The organism is Roseibium algae, assembly GCF_037783265.1.
GTDB classification, from domain to species: Bacteria; Pseudomonadota; Alphaproteobacteria; order Rhizobiales; family Stappiaceae; genus Roseibium; species Roseibium algae.
Window position 1 is genome coordinate 45,149 of sequence record NZ_JBAKIA010000015.1, and the last position, 23,614, is coordinate 68,762.

Sequence of the window (23,614 nt, forward strand, 5' to 3'; positions counted from 1 at the left end):
CCAAAGATGTACTCGTAAGTCCAGCCTATGATATTTTGGGCAATGGAAGCGGCAAGATAACCTTACTTTGTTGCATCTAGGCAGAACAAAGAACCGAGACCATGCGCGAAGACGATGATGCAGGACCAGACAACGCAACGCCTGAAAGGGAAATGGCGTCCGGCTCAGATTCAGCCCTTTCAGGAACAAGCGGTTCAAGCAAGTCTCCCGCCTTACTCACTACGCAAACAGAAGAACAGCGGGCCATTAGTCAGCAAGTAGGCGATGAGCAAACCCAAGATGTGTTGGCGCTGGAGGCATTCCTCCCGTACCGCCTCAACCGCGTTTCGGAAATCGTAAGCCGATCTTTCGCACGGATCTACTCCGAGCAATACGGCATGAGCCGCCCGGATTGGCGTGTCATCGCGATCATTGGTCAGTTTGGCCGTGTAACAGCAAAGACGGTCGGTGAACGCAGCACCATGCACAAGACGAAAGTGAGCAGAGCCGTCTCAGCCCTGGAAAAGCTCGGTTTCCTTATTCGCACGCCCAATTCTGAGGATATGCGCGAAATTTTCCTTGAGCTGACACCGGCAGGCCAAGCCGCCTATGACGCACTTGTGCCCCAGGCTCTGGCCTTTTCCAGCCACCTGATGAATTCTCTGCCCGCCGAACAACATGCACTGCTGGAAAACATCCTCGAACAGCTTGTGGCCTCTGCGTCAAGTTTCAAGGCATGAAGCAATTCTAACGTGCTCTAATGTCGCTGGCATTAACTCCAAGTCAGCGCTTTGCTTGCTAAGCTTGCATAACTTGCCAATATGACCAAGGGTAAGGGCGATGTTCGCCTGTGGGACAGGGTAGACTATGAGAATTCAGATGCCGGTCCGGTGGCTTTTGACCGCGCAACAGGCCGCTTTTGCGTTGCTAGCAAGTTTGTATCTTGCCGGAACAGCAGATGCTGCAACCTGTTCGGATCTACGTTCTGAATTGGCCCGATTGGGGTCATCAAAGGGCACAGTCAGTCCCGACAATCAAAAATGGAAAACAGCCCGCCAGCAACAAGGCAAGGCGATTTCCGGGGCGAAACGCGACGCAAGGTATTTTCGCTGTGACAGCGCTCCCAACACCGCCAAATGCAAAGGTCTCTTGGGCAAAATTTCCAAGATGGAGGCCAACCTTCGCGCCATTGACCGCAAGATTGCCAAAACACAACCCAAGGCAAGCAGGAATGATGGGCGCAAGCGGTCTATAAAAGCCCAAATGTTCGCGCAAAATTGTGATCGCCCGGCTCAGGATGCCAGAGCATCTCAAACTGCACCCAGAACATCCAACATCCTGTCCAAGATTTTTGACAAAACTGCACCCAAGTCAGCCCAAAAGAAAAACGGTAACTATCATACTCTGCCAAATGGGCTTGTGGTGCGAAGGCCCCACAAAGATCTTGTTGTGGCTCACGCAAAATCAGGTGACATGAAGCAACTCAAATCCCGCGTTAGCCTGTCAGGAGAAAAAAAGCACTACCGGGTCCGGCTTCCAAGCGGCGGAACATTCAGGACGCTCTGTGTACGGACTTGTGATGGCTATTTCTTTCCCGTCAGTTTTTCCACTGACAAGAAACAGTTTGCTGATGATGCCGCACGATGTGGTGAGATTTGTCCTGCTGCGCCCACTGAGCTTTATGTTTACCGCAATCCGGGTGGTCTACAGGACGAGATGATTTCGCTGGCAGGCATACCTTATGTCGAGACGGAAAACGCCTATCGTTACCGTACCGAGTATGTCGAGAACTGTAGCTGTAGAGGCGCCCGGCAGACGCAGCGAAAGTCTTCCCTGATGCCGATGGTACGCAGCGGCGACAGCATTGTGACGGAAGACGGCCGCGTTCACGTGTCTTTGCGACTTGATATGCCCTCACCTTTTACGAACACTGACGACCAGCAAAGCGCCTGGAGACGCGCTCCGCTTTCGTCTGATCAAGTGCCAATTGGCGCCGACCCGGCAACACGCATGGACATGGAAGGTGGCTTTAATTCAGCAGTCGAGACAAGCAAAACCTCAGACGTGGGTCTTGCCGTTTCGCTCGCCTCGACGGACGTTCCTGGGAACTTGCCATTGCTCAGGTCGAACATCAAACCGGCGATTGAGCAGCCAGATCCTGTCTTCCCGGAGTTGGGGCGACAGGACGGCACAAGGCAACCGCCGGATGGACCTATTCGGGTAGTCGGTCCAGAATATTTTGTCTCCCAATAAGCGGCAGAAACGCTTTCATGTCAGGTCCGTGGTCAAGGCCAGTCAACACACGGCGCAGCGGCATGAAGAGTCCCCTACCCTTACGGCCGGTTTCAGCCTTAAGCGCTGATGTCCAGCTGCCCCAGGTCTCAGCCGTCACATCGCCCTCTGGCAAAAATTTGCGCGCCTGCGTGACGAATTCAAGATCTTCATCTGCGATCTTTGTTTTAATCACCCCATGAACGATCTGCCAATAATGCTGCGCATCAATTACTTTTTGGCAATTCTCGCGAATGATAAGCCAGAAGTCTTCTCCGGCTACAATTCCCAACTTTTGAAGCCGTTCGTATACCACGTCAAAAGGCATGGCATGAACCAGCTTGGCATTCAAATTGTCCAAATCTGCCGGATCGAACTTGGCCGCTGATCTGGAGACTGTCGACAGATCAAACTTGTCTGCCAAAAGGCTCAGGTCGGATACAGCTTCAACCGACTGGCTGGTTCCTGTCAGCACAGCAAGAGAGGCCACCGCCATTGGCTCCAGCCCTGATTCCCGTAAAGAACCAACTGACAAGGCGCCCTTGCGCTTGGACAGCCCCTCGCCGTCACTTGTCGTCAAAAGATTATGGTGACCAAATGTCGGCATATCCGCGCCAAGCGCTTTGAAAATAGCGTATTGAACACCGGTGTTGGCTACATGATCCTCACCGCGGATCACATGGCTTACAGCCATGTCGATGTCATCGACAATGGACGGCAAAGTATACAGATAGCTTCCATCTTCACGGATCAGAACCGGATCAGACAGAGACGCCAGATCAACGGTTTGTTCCCCACGGCACAGATCCGTCCAGGTCACTTCCGTGCGGCGCGTCTGGAATGGATCGCCGTCATGATTTGGCAACAGGAACCGCCAATGCGGCTTGCGTCCTTCAGCTTCAAGACTGGCGCGTTCCTCATCGGTGAGCTTTAACCCACCCCGATCATAGACAGGCGCGCGCCCAAGCGCACGAGCGCGGGATCTGCGGCGATCAAGCTCTTCGGATGTCTCATAACAAGGATAAAGAAGCCCATCGGCTTTCAATTTTGCAGCGGCAGCATCATAGGAGGCAACCCTGTCGGACTGACGCTCGACCTGATCCGGCTCGATACCGAACCATGCAAGGTCTGTCTCGATGGCATCTGCAAATTCAGCCTTAGAGCGCTCCTTGTCCGTATCATCAAAACGGAGAATAAAGCGTCCGCCAGCTTTCTGTGCGAAAAGCCAGTTGAAGAGCGCAGTCCGGCTGTTGCCGATGTGAATATGGCCAGTCGGAGACGGCGCGAAACGAACAATAACAGTCATGGACTTCAGGTACCTGCCCTCACGCTTTGCTGCAAGCCCAGATCGGCGTTTTGGCCGCCTGGCACGAAAATACTCTCTATAATTGTCAAGTTACAAATAACACTCTATTTTTCACAGCCCACGTTGCATAGGCAAGAACGGCAGTCGCCAAGAGGCAATACACGCTCATCCCGACCAATTGGCTGTCATAAGGCACACGATAATCGATTAACACGCCAATCAGGCCTGGCCCGGCGGCAGATGCAAATACCATCATTGCCACTGCGATTGAGCGAATCGCGCCAATATGGCGGACGCCATAGATTTCAGCCCACAGAGCTCCCGACATGGTGGAATTCAAACCATTGCTGATCCCGAGCAGCGCCATGAAGGCAAACACTGCCGGGAACGCATGTATTTGCGCCAAAACAAGACAGGCCAACGCCAAGGGCAGCAGCAGGAATGGCAGCAGCTGGCGTGCGGAAAACCGATCCACAAGGGCACCGCAGGTCAGGGAGGATATGACGGACGTCATTGCCATGACCACGAAGGCTCCGGCAAAGAGCTCAAGGGTCCAGCCGCGCAGGGTAACCAGATAAACCTGATTGAACAGGATGGCCGTCAGAATAAAGGGCGGCGCAAGCGTTCCGCACGATATGGCCCAAAACACCGGATCACGAAGCACTTCACCGCGCGTCCATTGCCGACCTTCCGCGTTTCGGCCTCCCAGGTCAGGATTTTGCGGTTGCCGATTCTGCCTCAAAAGCCATGAAATCGTTGGAAGTACGAAGATCAGCAATACACCTGCTGCAATTGCCCAGCTGAGGCGCCATCCGACAAGTCCGGCAATCATGACGAACAGGACGGGAAATATACTTTCCGCTGCTGGCAAGCCGAGGTTGGCAACGGAGACGGCCCGCCCGCGCTGCGCCGAAAACCATCGTCCCATGGCGGTTTGTGATGTGTGTGTCATCATGCCCTGGCCGCTAAGGCGCAAGCCGAAGATAACGAATACCAACATCCAGATTGAACTGACATTTGCCATCGCAATGCAAAAAGTTGCCAGCACGATCATCACAGCAGCAGCGACGCGCTGAATTGGAAAAGAATCAACGCTGCGCCCGACCCAAGGCAGAACCAGGGCAGAACCAAGCGTCGCCAACATGTAGATCAAACCAAAATCGCCGTGACTGAGATCGAACTCCTCCCTCAGATCTGCTGACGACAGTGAAATGAAAAACGTTTGACCAAAACCAGAGAACATCGTCAGCAAAAGGCCACCGACAAGCCAGCGTTTGTTGACGCTCAGAAACGTTAGATACGACAAGTAGAAGCGTCCAATCGACAAATTGTTATCAGGCATAAGGGCTTAAGTCAGATCGCGATGAGCTGGCTCAACGAATGCCCAAAGAGTTTCTTACTTAAACGACAAGCGAGCTTGCCTGGAAATTCGAACAGAATTGTAGGTTCAAGACCTATCGCGGAACCGGTTGGTAATCGGGTAACGTCGGTCCTTGCCAAAATTCTGTTCCGTCAATTTCACTCCAGGAGGTGCCTGACGTCGTTTGTATTCAGCGATGTAAAGCAGATGTTCAATCTTTTGAATCAACGCCTTGTCATGGCCCCGCTTCTCAATATCACTGATTGCCATCTCGTGTTCGACAAGGCAGGACAGGATATCATCAAGGACGTCATAAGGCGGCAGGTTGTCCTGATCGGTCTGATCTTCGCGCAGCTCAGCCGTTGGGACCTTGGTGATGATGTTGTCTGGAATCGCATGTCCTTCAGGACCGAGAAGGCCCTTGGGGAAATTCTCGTTGCGCCAGCGCGACAGATGGAAAACCTGCGTCTTGTAGATGTCCTTGATCGGATTAAAGCCGCCGTTCATGTCGCCATAAAGCGTCGCATAGCCGACCGCCATCTCGGACTTGTTGCCCGTGGTCACAACCATGGAACCGAACTTGTTCGAGATCGCCATCAGAATAACGCCGCGGGCGCGTGATTGAAGGTTTTCCTCCGTCGTGTCCTGCTCGCAGCCGGAGAACATGGTGGCCAGCACTCGCCCGAACCCCTCAACAGGCTCGGCAATGGGAACCGTATCGTGGCGAATTCCAAGCAAACGAGCGCAGTCATCTGCGTCCTTGATGCTTTCCCTGGAGGTGTAACGATACGGCAGCATGATCGCATGGACCTTGTCGGGGCCCAACGCATCGACTGCCATTGCTGCACAAATGGCTGAATCAATGCCGCCAGACAGACCCAGCACAACACCTGGAAAGCCATTCTTCAGAACATAATCGCGAAGCCCGAGAACACAGGCGCGCCAGTTGGCTTCATCCAGACCCGGTAGCGGGCTCACTTGCCCATTTTCGCAGACCCAGGTTTCATCGTCCTGCTTAACCCAGTCTGAGATACCAAGCCCGGCTTCAAATTGCGGCATCTGGAAGGCCAGAGACCTGTCAGCCTGCAGCGCGAATGACCCGCCATCAAAAACCAGCTCGTCCTGACCGCCAAGCTGGTTGCCGTATACGAGCGGCAAACCACTTTCCACCACCCTTGCAACAACGATCTGAAGCCGGTTTTCGGAACGATGCGCCCAATAAGGCGATCCGTTCGGAACCAGCAGGATTTCCGCTCCAGTCTCCGCAAGGCACTCACAGACCTCATCGTTCCAGATGTCCTCGCAAATCGGTACGCCGATCCGCATGCCGCGAAAATCCATGGGACCTGGCAAGGGTCCGGCGTCAAAAACACGCTTTTCGTCAAACACACCATAATTGGGAAGATCAGTCTTGTAGCGAACGGCCTGAACCTCCCCGCCATCCAGCAACACAACCGCGTTATAGAGTTTTTCGTCCTCATCCAGCCACGGTGTGCCCACAAGCATCGCCGGTCCACCGTCTGCCGTTTCCAGAGCCAATTGATCAATGGCCTCGATACAGCGGCGAACAAACGCACGTTTCAGGACCAGATCCTCCGTCTGATACCCCGCGATCACAAGCTCTGAATACAGGACAAGGTCCACACCTGCTGCGGCAGCTTCTGCGCGAGCATTGCGGATCAGAGTTGCATTGCCCGAGATATCTCCGACACTCGGATTGAGCTGTGCAACGGCAAGGCGCAAACGGCCTTCAATGGGGGGGGGCTTGATCGAACTGGTCATAAAGTTGATTTAACCCGGCGTTTCTTCCGTGGCAATCGCAGTTGGCAGCTAAAGCAGCGTCATCGACAACGAGTTCCAATCTTCGGCACTTTGTTCTAACCGAGATCCGGTTTTCGTGCCGGATTGGTTCGCAACGTCAAGCACCTGTCTGGGCTTCTTCAAAGGGCGATGGAATATTCCCTTGCTGGGACCATGAAGAGACTGTTTGTGAAGAACATCGGCAATGCGATCATACAGAACCATGGGCGATACAGGTTTGGCGATAAACCCGTGCGCGCCAAGTTTAACCGCTTCAACAATTGTATTCTTACGCGAGTGCGCGCTAACCACGATCACAGGTATTGTGTTAATCACTTCATTTTTCTCAGCCCGAAGAATCTTGATGAAATCTGCCCCACTGACCGGTGCCATGACCCAATCAAGGAGAATAAAATTCGGAGCTCGGTCCAGCACGATTTCCAGCCCGTCGGCCCCGTCATTTGCCTCAAAAATCTGACGCACGCCGAAGCCGCTGACAATCGAGCGCAAAATACTGCGCATGTGAATATTGTCATCAATCACAAGAAAAGAAGCCTGAGACAGATCCCAACGCCGGTCCATTTTTACACTCTCGCGCGTTAAATATGCGCCAACCTTAAACACACAAGCTTAACGTGCATTTACCAAGCCAGCCTATCGTAGAGATATCCAAATAAAAAACGGGATGGCCGCAACCACCCCGTCAAATATACTAATCATATACTCTAAACTGCAGCTTAACGATCAGGCTTTTAAAGCAACCTTGTCGCGTTCATCACGTTCCGTTTTCAGGTTCTCAGCAACTAAGAATGCCAACTCCAGCGCCTGGTTCGCATTCAAACGCGGATCACAATGCGTATGATAACGATCACCAAGCTGATCGGCAGTCAGCGCATGAGCGCCACCTGTGCATTCGGTCACATCACGACCTGTCATTTCCACATGAATGCCACCTGCATGGGTGCCTTCGGCCCGATGAACCGCGAAGAAGGATTCAACCTCCTTCAAAATCCGGTCGAACGGACGTGTCTTGTAGCCACCGGCAGACACTGTGTTGCCATGCATTGGATCGCAAGACCAGATCACCGACTTGCCTTCACGCTCAACGGCGCGCACGAGCTGCGGCAGATGATCAAAGACCTTGTCAGCTCCAAAACGACAAATCAGCGTCAGGCGTCCAGGCTCATTTTCCGGGTTCAGGCTCTCGATCAATTCGAGCAACCCTTCCGGTGTCATGCTTGGACCGCACTTCAAACCAATCGGGTTTTTGATGCCACGGAAAAACTCGGCATGAGCATGATCTGGCTGGCGGGTCCGATCCCCAATCCACAGCATGTGGCCGGAGGTCGCGTACCAGTCGCCCGAAGTGCTGTCGACGCGTGTGAGCGCTTCTTCATAGCCAAGCAGAAGTGCTTCATGACTGGTGAAAAAATCAGTCGAGCGCAGCTGAGGCACTGATTTGCCGTCAATGCCACATGCACGCATGAACGCCAGAGACTCGGTGATCCGGTCTGCAAGCTCCTTGTAGCGATGACCTTGAGGGCTGTCGGCAATGAAACCAACCATCCACTGATGGACCTGATCGAGATTGGCAAACCCGCCCTGCGCGAAGGCGCGCAAAAGGTTCAGCGTTGCCGCCGACTGACGGTAGGCCATGCTCAGGCGGTTTGGGTCCGGAATACGGCTTTCCGAAGTAAACGCGATGTCGTTGATGATGTCACCGCGATAACTTGGCAGCTCCACATCGCCCTTTTTTTCAATATTGGAAGAGCGCGGCTTTGCGAACTGTCCCGCGATGCGTCCGACCTTTACAACTGGCTGGCTGGCCGCATAGGTGAGTACGACAGCCATCTGCAGGAAAACGCGGAAAAAGTCGCGGATGTGATCGGGATGATGCTCAGCAAAGCTCTCCGCACAATCACCACCTTGAAGGAGGAACCCTTTTCCAGCCGCGACATCAGCAAGCTGGCTCTTCAAATCACGTGCCTCGCCTGCAAAAACCAGCGGCGGATAGGTCGACAGACGCTGCTCAACGTCGGCCAGTGCCTTTTCATCGGGATATTCCGGAACCTGCAGGATCGGCTTTGATCTCCAGCTGTCCGGTGTCCACTTCTCCGCCATTACTTCCACTCCTGAAACGGGACCGGGCTTCCCAAAACTTCGTTTCTCACCATACCCGGATCACAATCGTTCGCACGATCCTCCACAACCGGTGCAAACGTGCGGCCTTATACACGGCTCTTTCCTTCAAGACCACCGGCTGTCAGGTTAAAAATACCAGTAATTGCTTGCCAACAGCAGCGGAGGTGCCCAGCGATGCCCCTTGAACACAGCCACACGCCGAAAGACATTCAAAAACGCCTGAGCGAAGGGCCGCACATCAGCTATTTGCGGGACTGGGTCTATGGCGGAATCGATGGTGCAGTCACCACATTTGCCATCGTGGCAGGCTCGCTCGGTGCAAATCTGTCAACGCAGATCGTCCTCATCCTGGGACTTGCCAATCTACTAGCAGATGGATTTTCCATGGCAGCAGCGAATTTCTCTGGAACAAAAACCGAGGAAGAGGACTATCGCCGGCTGAGAGGCGTTGAGGAAAAACACATCCGGCTGGAACCAGACGGCGAACGGGAAGAGATCCGGCAAATCTACATGGCAAAGGGATATGGCGGTGAGGAGCTGGAAACTCTGGTGACCATCATCACGTCACATCGTCAAACCTGGATTGAAACGATGATGCAGGAAGAATATGGCCTCGCCGCCATCCGCAGATCTCCGTTAAAAGCAGCGGGAGCCACCTTCGCAGCCTTTGTCATCTGCGGCAGCCTGCCCCTGTTGCCGTTTGTCTTTGGCATGAACGCATCTGGCACCATCACAACAGCCTTGACCGCTTGCGCCTTCTTCCTAATCGGCTCGATCAAGGCTCGCTGGTCGACGCAAAGCTGGTTTTCCTCAGGCGCAGAGACCATCGCCATTGGCATGTCAGCTGCCGGCATCGCATGGCTGGTTGGATATCTACTACATGACCTGCTGGCCTAATGACCCTGTCGTCTTGAGCCAGGAGCCAGGAGCCAGGAGCCATTATTTCAGAGAAATGTATCGCACTTTTTGATCCAGCAGATGGCTATCTATCATATCCTTTAGCTCTGCCGTCAGCTGAATGGATCTGGGATAAATCGGGGCATCTCGCTCGGCAAGAATCGGCACATGCCAACCTCTTGTTGTCTCAATGAAATGCGTGATGCCATCCTCGCCCCAAAACGCATGGAACCCTGCCAGTACGCAATCCAAATAGCTTTGCAAGATCGGATGTTCATCACTGCCCCATCCATAATTCTCTGGTTTGGAGCGATAAAGGAACATATCATCCGCTCCAGGCTGACCCAGCTCATCGCAGTGAAAATCTGCACCGATGTCCGCGACCCGGTAATAATTGTCCTCTCTCAGGTCAAGCTTTGCCAAGCCTTCCTTAGGTTCGCGTGCAGCGACGCCGCGAATGGAGGTGTCTTTATCCGGTACGACGCCAAGCGCGCAAACGCTGCGGCCGAAAGAGTTGCCCCCTTGAATCCGCCATTCGCGAACCCATCCAGTCAGGGTGCCCGGCGACACGCTTGTGTCCTTGCTCAAAGTTTCGATATTGACGAGAGAGCCGTAGCCAAAATAGGTAATTGTCATAGGTTTCACTTAAATCATGAACTGCCGGACGTAAAGCGCTGCCGCACGATAAGGAATGATGTCTATGTCAATCGTATCTCCGCTGAAAAAAGATGACATTGCCCAAATGCGAGCTGACACGCCGGGCTGCGCCAATCGCATCCATTTCAACAATGCTGGAACAGGACTAGCGCCCGCGCCCGTGCTGTCTGCAGTCATGCAACATCTGGATCTTGAAGCTGAAATTGGCGGCTACGAAGCTCATGACGCTCACCTTGCTGAACACCTTGCATTTTATAGCAATATCGCTTCACTGCTGAATGCCGATAGCTCGGAAATTGCCTTTATCGAGAACGCGACACGCGCCTGGGACATGGCTTTTTATGCCATTGATTTCCGCGAAGGTGACCGAGTGCTCACAGGACGGTCTGAATATGTCTCGAACTTCGTTGCTCTGCTGCAGATGAAGAAGCGCGCCGGAATTGAAATCGACCTTATTGAGGATGATGAAACCGGACAGATAGACCTGAAAGCTCTGGAAGCTGCGATTACGCCTAAAACCCGGCTGATCGCGCTGACCCATATCCCGACATTCGGCGGCTTGATCAATCCAGCCGAGGAGGTTGGCGCCATCGCTGCCCGGCACAAGCTGCTCTATTTGCTCGATGCCTGCCAGTCTGCAGGACATATCCCGCTCGACGTCAAGGCCATCGGCTGTCACATGCTGTCGGGCACTGGCCGGAAATACCTGCGCGGCCCACGGGGCACCGGGTTCCTTTATGTCAGTGATGAAGTGCTCGACCAGCTGGAGCCGCCCTTCGTTGACCTTGAAGCCACCACATGGACTGGGCCAGACAGTTATGTCTTGAAACCGAATGCAAAACGCTTCGAGAATTGGGAGCGGTATTTCGCCGGGCAAATTGGTCTGAGTATCGCCGCAAATTACGCCATCGGCTTCGGCATGGACAAGATCTCAGACAGGATCATTGGCCTCGGCCACCAGTTGCGAGACGGTCTTGCATCCCTACCCGGCTTTTCCGTTCACGACAAAGGCGCAAGGAAGGGAGGGATCGTAACATTCATCAAGGATGGCGAGGATCCGCAGGTGACCAAGGCGCGTCTTGCAGAGGCCCAGATCAACGTATCCTTTTCCAAGGCGACTTCCGCGCAGATTGATCTTCCAGCTCGCGGGCTATCCTCTGTTGTCAGAGCCTCGGTTCATGCTTTCAATACAGAAGACGAAATCGAATTATTCCTGGCTTGCGTCCGGAATAATGTAACGCCATGACCGAACGGCTAACTGGAGAATGATTTTTACAAATTCACCACTTGGCTTTAACGATTATCAGTTATTTTAACACTGATTATAACTCAGAACCTTGAACCTGAGCCCGTGCATTAGCAGCCTTGCGGCCTTACTCGAATTTCTTGGCCTTTTGGTCATTCGGCATTTGGGCAAGATACAAAGTGCTCCAGGGGCAAGCCTTAAAAACAGCAGGTCATATAAACCTTGTCCCATGAGAACGATTTAGTGAGTCAATCCAGAGGGCGTATTGCCGTGCGCGTTTACTGGCTGGCAGCTCTATTGATCATACTTTCTTGCTCCTCATTGCTGTTTGTCGGATATGTCGCCTCTAGCTTTGCAGATCAACAAGCCGCTAAAAACGAAACACAGATTTTCAAAAATGCTATTCGAGATCGGAAACTACTGATCGCACGCGATCAACTCAGCCTTGCGCGTTGGGACAAAGCGGTTTCCAACATTACACATAATGTCGATCAGGACTTCATCCGCAAAGAGTTTTTCGGGCCCCATTGGCACGACTTTGGCATCGACAGGGCTTATATCGTCTCTCCAAACGACACTATTTTGGCCACAGCGAAGGAAGATGAGGTCGATTTTACCAACGAACCGCTTAAGGCTGGCACTGTGCTCAAGCAACTCGCTGACCGGACACGTGAGCGATTTGAGAAAAACAGAATCAAGATCGCGGATGGCTTTGGACAAAAGGCAATCACCGCAACTGAGGTCAACAATATAACCGAGCTGGCCTATGCGAAAATTGACGGCGAATCCATGCTGCTTAGCGCTATGGCCATCGTTCCGGACGAAGGAGAAGTGGTCCTCACAGCTGAACCGCCTGTGATTCTGATCTCGGGGAAAATAATTGACCAGAAGTTCATCAACAATCTAAGCGCGCCCCTATCCTTGAACGATATTCAATTTCTTAAAGAAGCCAATTCAGCACTGCAGCGCACCACCCATACCTTATTAGATCCCAATGGAAACGCAGTGGGACATTTCAGTTGGGTGGCACAGACGCCAGGGCAGGAAATCTGGTCCCTTGTGGTCCCAATTGTTTTTGTCCTCGGCGGATTTCTGACATTTGCGGCCTATATGGTCAGTCGCAGGATTGCCCGACTGTCACAATCACTTGAGGAAAGCGAACGCATCAATCGCCACAATGCGCGTCATGATGCTTTGACCGGCCTGATGAACCGGCTGGCATTCTCGGAGTATCTGGCAGAAGCCCTCATGGGTCTTCCTGGAAAGCCATTCGCCCTCATCGGCTGTGACCTTGATCGCTTCAAAGCCGTGAATGACACATATGGTCATGGCGGCGGCGATATTGTTATCAAACAAGTGGCCGAACGGTTGATAGAAGCGGTTGGAGAAAGCGGAGTTGTCGGGCGCATAGGCGGCGATGAATTCATCATCCTGATCACAGGCCCGGTGACCTATGACACGCTCGATACCCTCTCATCTCAAATCCTGAGTATTTTCAGAACCCCGATAGAAATTGCTCAGGGAGTTTCCACGGAAATCGGCATTAGCCTCGGAATTGTATTGGCCCAGGAAGTCGGTATCGGAGAAATTGATCTCGTCAACGCAGCCGACAAGGCGCTTTATACCGCAAAAGAAAACGGCAGGAATCAAGCCGTTTTCGCCTCCCCCCTTCTTGAAGACCAGAATGTGGGCACAAGCGTGCCTTCGTAAATGAATCTACAGTTTCATATTGACCAACCAAAGCGTTGAATAACGCGATCGGAAATTTGGCCTTTACCGCATAATTATTGAACTGCCCCAGTTTGGAAGTACCCGTCATCGACACCTCTACCTTTGATGCACCCATGCGGATCGACAGGCAACTACACGGACCGCAACTTTTAGGTTCATGAGTTGACCCATCCCGCCGGCTCATCGATTTTTTTAGAAAATACGTCAACTGCAGCAACAGCGCAGCAATCAATGACGTCCAATGAGACGACAAGGCAATAAAACTCGCAGGTTTACTTATTCCTATCGAAATTTTAATTTGAATTATGGAATAAGATAAATTATCGAGACCCCATAAATATCAATTAAAGCAAAATTACCATTGATATTTTTTACAATACATAAAAAATAGAGGCAAATATTAGTTGAGTGAAAATAAGCAAAGAAGATATACTGATCGCGATTCAAATTTATCGCGACATCATATTTCGAGACTGGCATTTTTTCTTGCCGGCCTTCTTATTGCTGTCACCTCTACTTCACTTTTATTCGTGGGCTACATCGCTTCACAAGCATCCAATGAACAGGCAATTCAAAACGAACGTCGCCTGTTCGATAACGCGTTAAAAGATAAAATGCGACTGTTTGTGCGTGAAGCACTTCCAATTGCACGCTCGGATACATCGGTCGAAGGCCTTGTACTCAACTTCAATTATGACTTTGTACGTTCCAGAATCGGCAGCCTTTGGCGCGATCACGGCCATGACAGGAGCATGATTGTCACTGGCGATGGCGACATTCTCGCTGAGTCATTCCGTGAATACACACACATATCCCGACGGCCGATCACTGAAACACCCAGTCTGGCTCCAATTCTAAAAAAGGCACGGGAGCTTTATCAGAAAAACAGGGTCCGTGTGCCTGGCGGCTACAGTTACAGGTCTCTGCAAGGACTACAGATGTCCGACTATGCGGCCATCAATTTTGTTGTCATTGACGGCAAGATTGCTCTGGTCGGTGCGATGCCAATCATCCCAGATAAAGAGACAGTCGTCCTCCCCAAGGGGGAGCCGACCATCCTCATCTCGGCCCAATTCATTGACGAAGACTTTTTAAAGAACCTTAATTCGCAACTGTCTTTCGCCAACCTCTTATTCTCGACAGACAGACTACTTGACGATGGTGGGTCAGATCATCTGACCCAAGATATAGATGGACAAACACTCGGCAGCTTCACATGGAGAAGCGAAACCCAGACTGATACAATCTGGCCGACGGTCATTCCGGTTATTTTTGTCTTGTCTTCTGCCCTCGCCATCCTCGCATTCGGCATTGCCTGGCGTATTGGAAAGCTGACATCGTCTCTGCAATCAAGCGAAACACAAAACCGTTATTTGGCATTACATGACACATTGTCCGGCCTTGCCAACAGACTGCAGTTCAACAGGGTGCTGGAAACGTCGATCCAGAACCTCCCCAACAAGCAATTTGCCGTACTTCATTGTGACCTCGACAAATTCAAGGCCGTCAACGACTCTCACGGGCACGCTGCAGGAGATGCAGTGATCAAGGCTGTCGCACAACGGATGAAAAGCGTGACAGGCTCCAGTGGTCTTGTTGCGAGGGTTGGAGGAGATGAATTCGCCATCATCATGCGAACCAACCTCGACCGCTCAGGGTTGACCGATCTTTCCAACAGGCTGATCCTGTCTGTAAGCGAGCCGGTGCCATTGCCTGATGACAAGAAGGCCACAGTCGGTCTCAGTATCGGCATTTCGGTCGCCCCGGAACAGGGCAGCGATAGCGAAACGATTGTCGCAGCGGCGGATGCTGCCCTCTATCATTCGAAGCAGACAGGGCGCGGGCGCATGATGTTTGCCAGCGACTTGAAGACTCTCAAGAAGTGCAAGGATGTCCAGACAGGCTTCGCTCGCGAAATAGCTGGCAGAGTCAACACAAGCGCGTGAAGACATCAAACGCATTGGTCTTTTCCATTCGTCATTGTTAGAGTTTGTTAGTTCGAATGAGTCATTGGGGGAGAACATCTGCATGGCTGAGCATTTAGTCGGCATCGCGCGACTTTACCTTCTTGTGGGAGGCATTTCAGCAGCAGCTTTTCTGCTCATTGGGCTTGACCGTATCGCCCCTTCAGCCCGTGGGGCCTATTTCTTCCGCCCGTTGCTGGTGCCAGGACTTTGTCTGCTTTGGCCGCTTGTCCTGGTTCGGTGGATATTGCTGGAACGAGACCTGAGACACGCATCGAAGGACACTGTCTCGTGAAGCCCGCCTTTAGGAAAACCCATCGTAGGGTCTGGATCGTTCTCGGACTGGCTCTCCCCATTGTCCTGGTAGCTTTCATGATTATGGGGCACCACTCCCAGATGTCACCCGTAGCAGAACGCTTGTCTCCGAATAGCAGCACCGAAGGCACCACAGAGGCCACGGGAGCCAGACAATGAGCGTGCAATTTGTTCCTGTTATCTGGAACCGGAACAAGTGGATTTACGACGCGGTTTTGCTCATCGGCGTGGTCTTTTATATCTATCTCTATCTGAGGGTTGGGCCTTCCTTTTCAGAGGCCATGCGCAACACCGACGGCGCGATCCTGAGAATGCGCGCCTTCGGCAGTCTCGCCTTTTTAATGCTTTCGATGATCTTGGCCATTGGCCCATTGGCGCGGCTGGATCCAAGATATCTGCCTCTGCTCTACAATCGTAGGCATTTCGGCGTCCTGACTGCAGGGATCGCCTGTGTTCACGCAACCTATGTAATTGGCTGGTATTTCGCTTTCAGTCCAACAGATCCTTATGTAGCACTGCTTGGATCAAATGACAGTTTCACCCAGCTCCGCGGATTTCCATTCGAAGTCTTTGGCATGGCTGCACTGTTCATTCTTCTGATACTGGCAACAACAAGCCATGATTTCTGGTTAAGCTTCCTGACACCTCCTGTCTGGAAAACGCTGCATATGGGCATCTATGCTGCCTATGGCTTTGTTGCCTTCCACATAGGTTTGGGCGCGTTTCAAACGGATCGCGGAACGATCTTTCCGGTGATTGTGCTTGGCGTCGTCACGCTTGTCAGCGGGCTGCACTTCATGGCCGCGCGCCGTGACGGACAAGCCGAGATAAGGCTGCAGGCAGAAACCAAGGCACCACACACAGGTTGGGTTCGAGCTGGGGCTGTCGCTGATATTCCGGACAAGCGCGCCATCACCGTCGATTTGCCGGACGGGGACCGGGTTGCGATCTTCCGCTATGATGGCAAACTCTCTGCAGTCACCAATGCCTGCGCCCATCAGAACGGGCCTTTGGGAGAAGGCAAGATCCTCGGAGGAGCCATCACATGCCCTTGGCATGGCTACCAATACCGTCCGGAGGATGGGTGCGCACCAGCTCCCTTCACCGAGAAAATTGCAACCTACCGGCTTATGCTGGACAAAGGCGTTGTCTATGTTGAGCCTGAACCTCTTGCCCCTGGTACCCGGATCGAACCCCTCAGATTCCAGGAAGCAAACTCATGAGCAGCCCATCTGCAAATCCGCCGTTCTTCATCGGCTACGGCCGTAAGGTTCCCGCCTCCCTCAGGCTGTTTCTCGGGGTCTTCTGCCTGTGTTTCCTGATCGGCCTTGGAGCAAGTGCACTGCTTCTGCCAACAGGGCTGGCAGATCCAGGCGTTGCCGGTTTTCAATGGAACCAACGTTCAACTCAGATCGGCAAGTTGGAGCTTCGCCCCTACCCGGTTTTGCGCCTTCCGCCCGACGAAACCAACCCCGCACCTCGCACTGTCATGCTTGCAGGGCCCGGCAAGCGCGGTGTGTTTCCGCAGGCCCAGCCCCTTGAGGACATGATGGTGTCAATGACGGGCATTCCAATCCGGCGCGGCGATTTGACAATGGTGCAAGTCTCAGGGGGACCCAAAGGCTTGAGCGCTGTCCACAGTGGCGCTTCAGATCAAACACCTAGCTATCAACCATCAAATACTGTTCCTCTTGGGCGATGGCGTTTGAGCGGCGAGATCTGTGATGGAAAATGCTATTCGGGCGCCATGCGTCCCGGGCGTGGATTGGCCCATAAAGCCTGCGCGAACCTCTGCCTGAGTGGAGGCGTTCCGCCCGTGTTTGTCACAGAGATCCCCGTTGAGGGGCGCAATTTCTTTTTACTCACGGCCCCTGATGGTAGCCAGCCTTCAGATGAAATTTATGATCTTGTTGGGCTTCCCGTCACCCTTGAGGGCGATGTGGAAAAGCTTGATGATTTACTGGTCTTCAAAGCCTCACTGGCGGAAGGCCCCTCACAATGAGCAACTCAACCTCACCGTCCTGGCTGCACCTTCTGATCGGCGGGATCATCACCGCGGCTCTCATCGGCACATGCTATGTCCTTTGGGCAGAAGCACAATCCCTGTCCAAGGGCACCTTTGCTCGGGAATTTCGCCTTTTGGTCAGCGGCCTCTCTATCTTCTGCTTTTTGAGTATAGGCAACCGGCTCTGGGGCATAGTATCTCAGACTCTGACGAAAAAACCCGGCACCAACTGAATGGTCCCGGGCACTTTCAAACTTGCAATACTGCTGCCCTATCTCAATTGCGAATACGTTCGCTCGGCTCACGCATTGTGACCAGTTCCTCGGCTGCCGTTGGATGCACCGCAATGGTGCGATCGAAGTCAGCCTTGGTCGCGTCCATTGACACTGTGATGCCCAGAACCTGAGCCAATTCACCCGCGTCTGGTCCCATGATGTGAACGCCCAGAACCTTGTCAGTATCGGCATCAACAATCAGTTTCATCAGCATCTTTTCATCGCGGCCAGACAGCGTGTGCTTCATTGGCCGGAACGAAGACTTGTAGATGTCGAGATTGCCAGTGACCTTCAACGCATCTTCCTGGGATAGACCAACGGTCCCCAATTCCGGCTGTGAAAACACAGCCGTAGCGATCAGGCTGTGATCGACAGTCCATGGCTTGTTGCCAAAGATTGTATCTGCGAACGCATGACCTTCGCGGATCGCAACAGGGGTCAGATTGGCCCGGTTTGTCACATCACCAACCGCATATATGGACGGAACAGATGTTTGCGAGTCGGCACTCACCTTGATTGCGCCGATACCATCCATCTCCACGCCAGCCTTCTCCAGGCCAAGCTCGATCGTATGCGGGCGCCGACCGATGGCGAACATTATTTGATCCGCTTTAAGGGTGTCGCCTCGTTTGGTCTTCGCCGACAAAGAGCCGTCGGCATTTTTTTCAACTTCAGTAAATGTGTCGCCAAGAACGACCCGAATACCCTTTTTCTGCATTTCATCGCGGACAGCTGTGCGCATGTCCATATCAAACCCGCGCAGAATTTCATCGCCACGATACATCAACGTGGTGTCAACGCCCAAACCATTGAAAATACCTGCGAACTCGACAGCAATATAGCCTCCGCCAACCACCACGATGCTCTGCGGTAGGTCCGCCAGATTAAACGCCTCATTCGAGGTGATCACATGCTGACCGCCGACCAGGCCTTCATCCACATTGGGAGAGGCTCCAACAGCAATCAGAATATACTTCGCTGAAATAGTCTGGCCGGTTGCCAGCAAGCGCACGGTGTTAGGGCCTTCCAGAACAGCACGGCTATCGTGTGCTTCTACGTTCGTGCGTTCAAGATTCCGGCGATAGATGCCTTCAAGCCGAGTGATTTCCTGATCTTTTGCTGCAACAAGCTTTTGCCAGGAGAAATGACGTTCTCCAACAGTCCAGCCAAACCCTTCTGCGTCCTCGAATTCCTCGGAGAACTTGGAAGCATAGACAAACAGCTTTTTCGGTACACATCCGCGAATGACACAGGTTCCGCCGTAGCGAAACTCTTCCGCAATACCGACCTTGGCCCCATGGGTTGCTGCAATGCGCGCAGCACGGACACCGCCTGAACCACCTCCGATAACAAAGAGATCGTAATCAAAATCACTCATAGAAACCTCGTCGCTCATGTGCATACAGCGTACTGCCTAATTGAAATGACAGTTACAGAAAGATCTAGCTCTGCCCAACTGATAACAAGTTGAACAAGCAATCATGTTGGCTGTGATCTGGCAAAAAACAAGGCCGCAAAGCGGCCCTGTCATTTTTAAAGCGTCACGCAGGAGTTACCGAAAGATCTTCGGGTTACTCGGCTGCACGTTTGTCCAGTTCTTCGCGCACGAGTGCGACCATCTCAGTTGAGATCTTGTCCTGCCACTGTCGCGCTGCGCCAATTGCAAGAGCAGTCACCGTAGGACCATTCTTGGCCAGCTTCTGACCAATCGGCGAGCGATAGAAGTCCGCCAACTGAATAAGCTCTTCTTCGGTAAACCGGCGCGCCCAAACTTCGTAAACCATATTATTCAGCTCAGTACGCTTGCTCGCAAGCTTCAGAGCCACTTCAGTCGACACATCGACCACTTCCTGGGTCCGTGCAGGATCAGACTGAATGAAAAGCGTCCGGGTCTGTTCCGCAAGGAGCGGCAGAATATCATCAAACGATTCCAATGCCTTGGTTTCAATGACAAGCTGCCGAGCGGCTTCCAGATGGCTTGCGGTAAACTCTTGCGCTTTTACGCTGAGCGGCTGAAGGCTTGTGAACATCAAGGATGCACCAACGACAGCACCAGCTGACAGCAAGGATTTAAGCTTCATAATCGAACTCCATCACGTACAGGTAATCTTAACTGACCTGTCACCAAATTCCAAAACTCAAGTTTCAGGATCAACCGTCGTATCTTCGACAGTAATGACGCCTTCAGGGCCGGCCACATAGGCTTTTGTCGCTAGGCTGATGAACATTCCATGCTCAACGACGCCCGGCACTGCAGTCAAATCATCCGCCAGACAGGCCGGGTGAGGGATTCGCTCCAAATGCGCATCGATGATGTAGTGACCGCCATCTGTGACAAAAGGATGTTCATCACCGCCACGCAGTGCCATTTTGACCGGTAAATCATTTGCAACAAGGCAGGCTTCAAGAGCCTTCCACGTTGCACCCAGACCGAAGGGGATAACTTCTATGGGAAGTGGATAGGCTCCGACAACATCAACGAGTTTGCCAACGTCTGCGATAACAATCATGCGTTTGGACGCAGCTGCCACGATCTTTTCGCGCAGCAAAGCCCCTCCCCCGCCCTTGATCAGGACAAGCTGGGGATCCAGTTCATCCGCCCCATCAATGGTCAGATCCAGTTCTGGCATCTCTTCGAGGGTCGTCAGGGTAATTCCCTCAGCTTTGGCAAGCTCGGCGGTCCGCTCTGAGGTTGGAACACCTATCACATCCAGACCGTCACGCACCCTTTGGCCAAGTGCCCGAACAAAATGTTCAGCTGTCGATCCTGTGCCGATGCCCAGTTTCATGCCGGGTTCGACGTCTGCTACAGCCCGTTCGGCCGCAAGCCGTTTCAACTCGTCGCTCATTCGGTCGTTCTTCCCTCATCTGGCTTTAACAAGCCGATGCATGACATCGACGGCACAACGTCCGCATCCTGCATTGAGCTATCGTATTCAGCCTTGTCGGGTGATTAGCACGGCTAGCCGAATGGGCAAAGGGCAAAGCCCGGCTTTCCAAGTTTCAACTTATGATGCGCAGTTAATTAATTAACCACCATTTTATTACTAAAATTGTTTTAATTCTTAAAAGTACCGTTGATGCAGGACTTAATCGACATGAATTTGCTTCGATTCAAAGCCAAAAAGACTCAAAATTCAGATGACCCTGAAGATATTGATACTCATCAGGAAGCAACTCCGGCGCATGACAAGACCCAAACCACGGACTCCATGTCGTTTACACTGACCGCGATTGAGGATGACCTGCACGTTGCAGCCAAAGGCGTCAGCAAAACAGCAAAGGCAGTACAGGATAAAATTTCCGAACAATTCCAGTTGCTAAATCACATTCAAACGGAAAGCAGCAACCTGCGCGAACAAAGCGCAGAAGCCTCCAGCAACGCCACGGCTCTGGCCAATTCGATCTCCGAACTTGCGACTTCCAGTAATGAAATTGGCAAACAGGTGGTCTTGTCTAGTGAATTGGCAGAACAGGCACGGGATGTTGCAGATGAAGCCAATGTGGGCGTTCTGGATCTAAAAAACGCAATTGAAGACATCGCGAATGTTGTACGCCTGATTTCAGACGTCGCCAAACAGACAAACCTTCTCGCCCTCAATGCAACAATCGAGGCAGCCCGTGCCGGTGAGGCAGGCAAGGGCTTTGCCGTCGTCGCCAACGAAGTCAAATCCCTGTCCGTCGAAACACAGACTGCCACAAACGAAATTGTTTCCAACATTGACCGGCTCAAGGCCTCAGCAGAAACCAGTATCGGCTCCGTCAACAAAATTATCGACGTGATAGGGCAAATTCGCCCGAGCTTTTCTGCGGTTGAAAACGCCGTTCAGGAACAAATCACAACAACGGCTCAAATTGGTGAACAGGCCAGTGAAACCGCTGCATTTGTTCAAGAGGTTACAGGCCGCGCAGATGCCATTGACGCATCGACAAACGATGCTGTCAGCGTTGCCAGTGAGGCAAGCAAGGCAAGCTCGGACATGGGCACGTCAGCTCAGTCGCTTGGAAATCGCTTCACCATGATGATCCGGCAAAGCGCATTGGGTGACAGACGCAAGTTCGACAGGCTCCCCGCTCGCTTGAAAGGACAGGCCCAGGTTGATGGCAAAACACTGCCGATTGAAACCTTGGATATTTCCGAAGGTGGCATGCTGTTCAAAAGCACAGAAGACACAGCATTTCGTCGAGGCCAGAGACTCTCAGTTTCCCTAAATGACCTTGGTCCCTGCCACGCAGATGTCGCCCATGTTTCCGACAACGGTGTTCACTGCGCATTCGTCTCTCCTGATGAAGCCTTCAAAGACAGACTTGAACGCACAATTGAGCGTATTCACAGGGAGAACAAAACCTATGTAGAGCGCGCCCAAGAGGGAGCCACCCAGATCTCGGATGCCATGGAACAGCTGATTGCATCGAGCAAACTCAATATCGACGACCTGTTCGACACTAACTACCAGCCCATTCAAGGCACCAATCCTCAGCAATATGATACCAGCTATCTAAAGGACCTTGAGTCTGCGATTCCAGATATTCAAGAGGCCATCCTTGCGACCGACAAAAGCATGGCGTTTTGTGCAGCGGTCGACAGAAATGGTTTCTTGCCGGTTCACAACCAGATCTACTCCCACCCTCAACGCCCGGATGATCCGGCGTGGAACGCAGGAAACTGTCGAAACAAGAGAATTTTTGATGATCGCGCAGGCCTGAGTGCCGGGCGAAATACACGGCCATTCCTGATCCAGACCTACGCAAGAGACATGGGAAATGGAAACTTTGTCTGGATGCGGGAGATCGACGCGCCCATCATCGTTGGCGGACGGCACTGGGGCGGTTTCCGCACGGCCTATAAACTATAGAAACACAGCAGTGAGGACATCAGAACACCTTGTGGCCTGCAATCAGAGAGAATAAAGGTACAGTCGCAATGACCCCGTTTCTCTTCGATATTTCAAAGGTATTTCCATGTCTGTTTTGGTGTTCGATCTGGATGGAACACTTGTGTCCTCAATGGACGACCTGGTTCCAACGCTGAATACGATTCTTGTCGAGGAAGGCTACAAAGCAATGGCTCCGGAGCGCGTGAGCTCCATGATCGGGCATGGCGCCAAAGTGCTGCTGCAACGCGGCCTCGATGCAAATGATGTTTCCTGGACAGAAGAAACCATAGAGCCCCTGTTTCAGCGGTTTCTGGACCATTATGAAGCCCATATCGCCGATCAAACGCGCCCTTTTCCAGGTGTAATTGATGCCCTCGAAAGTTTCCGGGCCGAAGGTTGGCGGCTTGCGGTCTGCACCAACAAGATCGAACGCCTGACATTTCCGCTTCTGGATGCCCTCGATATGACAAAACACTTCGATGCGATTATAGGTGGTGATACGTTCGAGCACCCCAAACCCCATGCGGCCCCGGTTTTGGGCGCAATTTCAGGCGCGGGTGGTGTTGTCACAGGCTCTGTTATGGTCGGCGATTCCGTTACAGACATAGATGCTGCCCGCGCTGCGGGCATCCCGGTTGTCGCCGTCGATTTCGGGTATACGCCCGTGCCAGTCAAAGAGCTCGGCCCTGACAAGGTCATCTCCCATTTTGATGATCTTGGATCCGCCCTTCAAAAGCTGCCACGGACCGCCTAGGGTTCGGACTTATAAAATTGGATCCACTGGCGTTG

General features: G+C 52.6%; 21 protein-coding genes. 12 read left to right on the plus strand and 9 right to left on the minus strand.

Annotation, left to right across the window (positions count from 1 at the left end):
- The first annotated feature begins 101 nt into the window (after positions 1-101).
- Together V6575_RS18435 and V6575_RS18440 are read left to right on the plus strand one after the other, a co-directional pair.
- Positions 102-719, plus strand: a complete 618-nt coding sequence (locus V6575_RS18435; protein ID WP_340276423.1) for a MarR family winged helix-turn-helix transcriptional regulator — start codon at positions 102-104, stop codon at positions 717-719.
- A 127-nt stretch (positions 720-846) separates the two neighbouring features.
- Positions 847-2,232 (plus strand): DUF2865 domain-containing protein, encoded by a 1,386-nt coding sequence (locus tag V6575_RS18440; RefSeq protein WP_340276424.1) that lies wholly within the window; start codon positions 847-849, stop codon positions 2,230-2,232.
- Here the strand turns inward: V6575_RS18440 and gltX are convergent.
- From gltX to V6575_RS18465, 5 genes are all read right to left on the minus strand, one after another.
- A complete protein-coding gene (gltX, locus tag V6575_RS18445; protein WP_340276425.1) occupies positions 2,192-3,556 on the minus strand; it encodes a glutamate--tRNA ligase in 1,365 nt (454 codons plus the stop codon). The two genes, V6575_RS18440 and gltX, sit on opposite strands and share 41 nt — an antisense overlap.
- Positions 3,557-3,641: 85 nt before the next feature.
- A complete protein-coding gene (locus V6575_RS18450) occupies positions 3,642-4,898 on the minus strand; it encodes an MFS transporter (protein WP_340276426.1) in 1,257 nt (418 codons plus the stop codon).
- A gap of 105 nt (positions 4,899-5,003) precedes the next feature.
- Entirely contained in the window at positions 5,004-6,698 is a 1,695-nt protein-coding gene (locus V6575_RS18455) for an NAD+ synthase (protein WP_340276427.1), read from the minus strand.
- Between the two features lie 48 nt (positions 6,699-6,746).
- Positions 6,747-7,298, minus strand: a complete 552-nt coding sequence (locus tag V6575_RS18460) for a response regulator (protein WP_340276429.1) — start codon at positions 7,296-7,298, stop codon at positions 6,747-6,749.
- A gap of 162 nt (positions 7,299-7,460) precedes the next feature.
- On the minus strand, positions 7,461-8,837 hold the full coding sequence (locus V6575_RS18465; RefSeq protein WP_340276430.1) for a class II 3-deoxy-7-phosphoheptulonate synthase: 1,377 nt from the start codon (positions 8,835-8,837) through the stop codon (positions 7,461-7,463).
- Positions 8,838-9,032: 195 nt separating this feature from the next.
- Here V6575_RS18465 and V6575_RS18470 point away from each other — a divergent pair, with 195 nt between their 5' ends.
- The gene (locus V6575_RS18470; RefSeq protein WP_340276431.1) at positions 9,033-9,755 is read left to right on the plus strand and encodes a VIT1/CCC1 transporter family protein; all 723 of its coding nucleotides are present in this window, start codon (positions 9,033-9,035) and stop codon (positions 9,753-9,755) included.
- Between the two features lie 42 nt (positions 9,756-9,797).
- Here V6575_RS18470 and V6575_RS18475 read toward each other — a convergent pair whose 3' ends face one another.
- Entirely contained in the window at positions 9,798-10,391 is a 594-nt protein-coding gene (locus V6575_RS18475) for a gamma-glutamylcyclotransferase family protein (RefSeq protein ID WP_340276433.1), read from the minus strand.
- Between the two features lie 64 nt (positions 10,392-10,455).
- Between V6575_RS18475 and V6575_RS18480 the strand changes: the two genes are divergently transcribed.
- The 7 genes from V6575_RS18480 (at position 10,456) to V6575_RS18510 (ending at position 17,906) form a co-directional block, all read left to right on the plus strand.
- Complete coding sequence (locus tag V6575_RS18480; protein ID WP_340276435.1) at positions 10,456-11,658, plus strand: aminotransferase class V-fold PLP-dependent enzyme; 1,203 nt, start codon at positions 10,456-10,458, stop codon at positions 11,656-11,658.
- A gap of 243 nt (positions 11,659-11,901) precedes the next feature.
- Positions 11,902-13,368: a sensor domain-containing diguanylate cyclase gene (locus tag V6575_RS18485; protein WP_340276436.1), complete on the plus strand. Its 1,467-nt coding sequence runs from the start codon at positions 11,902-11,904 to the stop codon at positions 13,366-13,368.
- Between the two features lie 551 nt (positions 13,369-13,919).
- Positions 13,920-15,335, plus strand: coding sequence for a sensor domain-containing diguanylate cyclase (locus tag V6575_RS18490; protein ID WP_340276437.1), 1,416 nt, complete (start codon positions 13,920-13,922; stop codon positions 15,333-15,335).
- 82 nt (positions 15,336-15,417) lie between these two features.
- A complete protein-coding gene (locus V6575_RS18495) occupies positions 15,418-15,648 on the plus strand; it encodes a hypothetical protein (protein WP_340276438.1) in 231 nt (76 codons plus the stop codon).
- A gap of 175 nt (positions 15,649-15,823) precedes the next feature.
- Complete coding sequence (locus V6575_RS18500) at positions 15,824-16,891, plus strand: Rieske 2Fe-2S domain-containing protein (RefSeq protein ID WP_340276440.1); 1,068 nt, start codon at positions 15,824-15,826, stop codon at positions 16,889-16,891.
- Positions 16,888-17,670 (plus strand): hypothetical protein, encoded by a 783-nt coding sequence (locus V6575_RS18505; protein WP_340276441.1) that lies wholly within the window; start codon positions 16,888-16,890, stop codon positions 17,668-17,670. The genes V6575_RS18500 and V6575_RS18505 overlap by 4 nt, the downstream gene beginning before the upstream one ends.
- The gene (locus tag V6575_RS18510) at positions 17,667-17,906 is read left to right on the plus strand and encodes a hypothetical protein (RefSeq protein WP_340276442.1); all 240 of its coding nucleotides are present in this window, start codon (positions 17,667-17,669) and stop codon (positions 17,904-17,906) included. Before V6575_RS18505 ends, V6575_RS18510 begins: the two co-directional genes overlap by 4 nt.
- A gap of 43 nt (positions 17,907-17,949) precedes the next feature.
- Here the strand turns inward: V6575_RS18510 and gor are convergent, their stop codons facing one another.
- From gor to rpiA, 3 genes are all read right to left on the minus strand, one after another.
- Positions 17,950-19,326: a glutathione-disulfide reductase gene (gor, locus tag V6575_RS18515; RefSeq protein ID WP_340276443.1), complete on the minus strand. Its 1,377-nt coding sequence runs from the start codon at positions 19,324-19,326 to the stop codon at positions 17,950-17,952.
- Between the two features lie 193 nt (positions 19,327-19,519).
- Entirely contained in the window at positions 19,520-20,029 is a 510-nt protein-coding gene (locus tag V6575_RS18520) for a DUF2059 domain-containing protein (protein ID WP_340276444.1), read from the minus strand.
- 57 nt (positions 20,030-20,086) lie between these two features.
- Positions 20,087-20,797, minus strand: coding sequence for a ribose-5-phosphate isomerase RpiA (gene rpiA, locus V6575_RS18525; RefSeq protein ID WP_340276445.1), 711 nt, complete (start codon positions 20,795-20,797; stop codon positions 20,087-20,089).
- Between the two features lie 249 nt (positions 20,798-21,046).
- Between rpiA and V6575_RS18530 the strand changes: the two genes are divergently transcribed.
- Positions 21,047-22,804 (plus strand): methyl-accepting chemotaxis protein, encoded by a 1,758-nt coding sequence (locus V6575_RS18530; RefSeq protein ID WP_340276446.1) that lies wholly within the window; start codon positions 21,047-21,049, stop codon positions 22,802-22,804.
- A 106-nt stretch (positions 22,805-22,910) separates the two neighbouring features.
- On the plus strand, positions 22,911-23,579 hold the full coding sequence (gene gph, locus V6575_RS18535; RefSeq protein ID WP_340276447.1) for a phosphoglycolate phosphatase: 669 nt from the start codon (positions 22,911-22,913) through the stop codon (positions 23,577-23,579).
- Positions 23,580-23,614 lie beyond the last annotated feature (35 nt).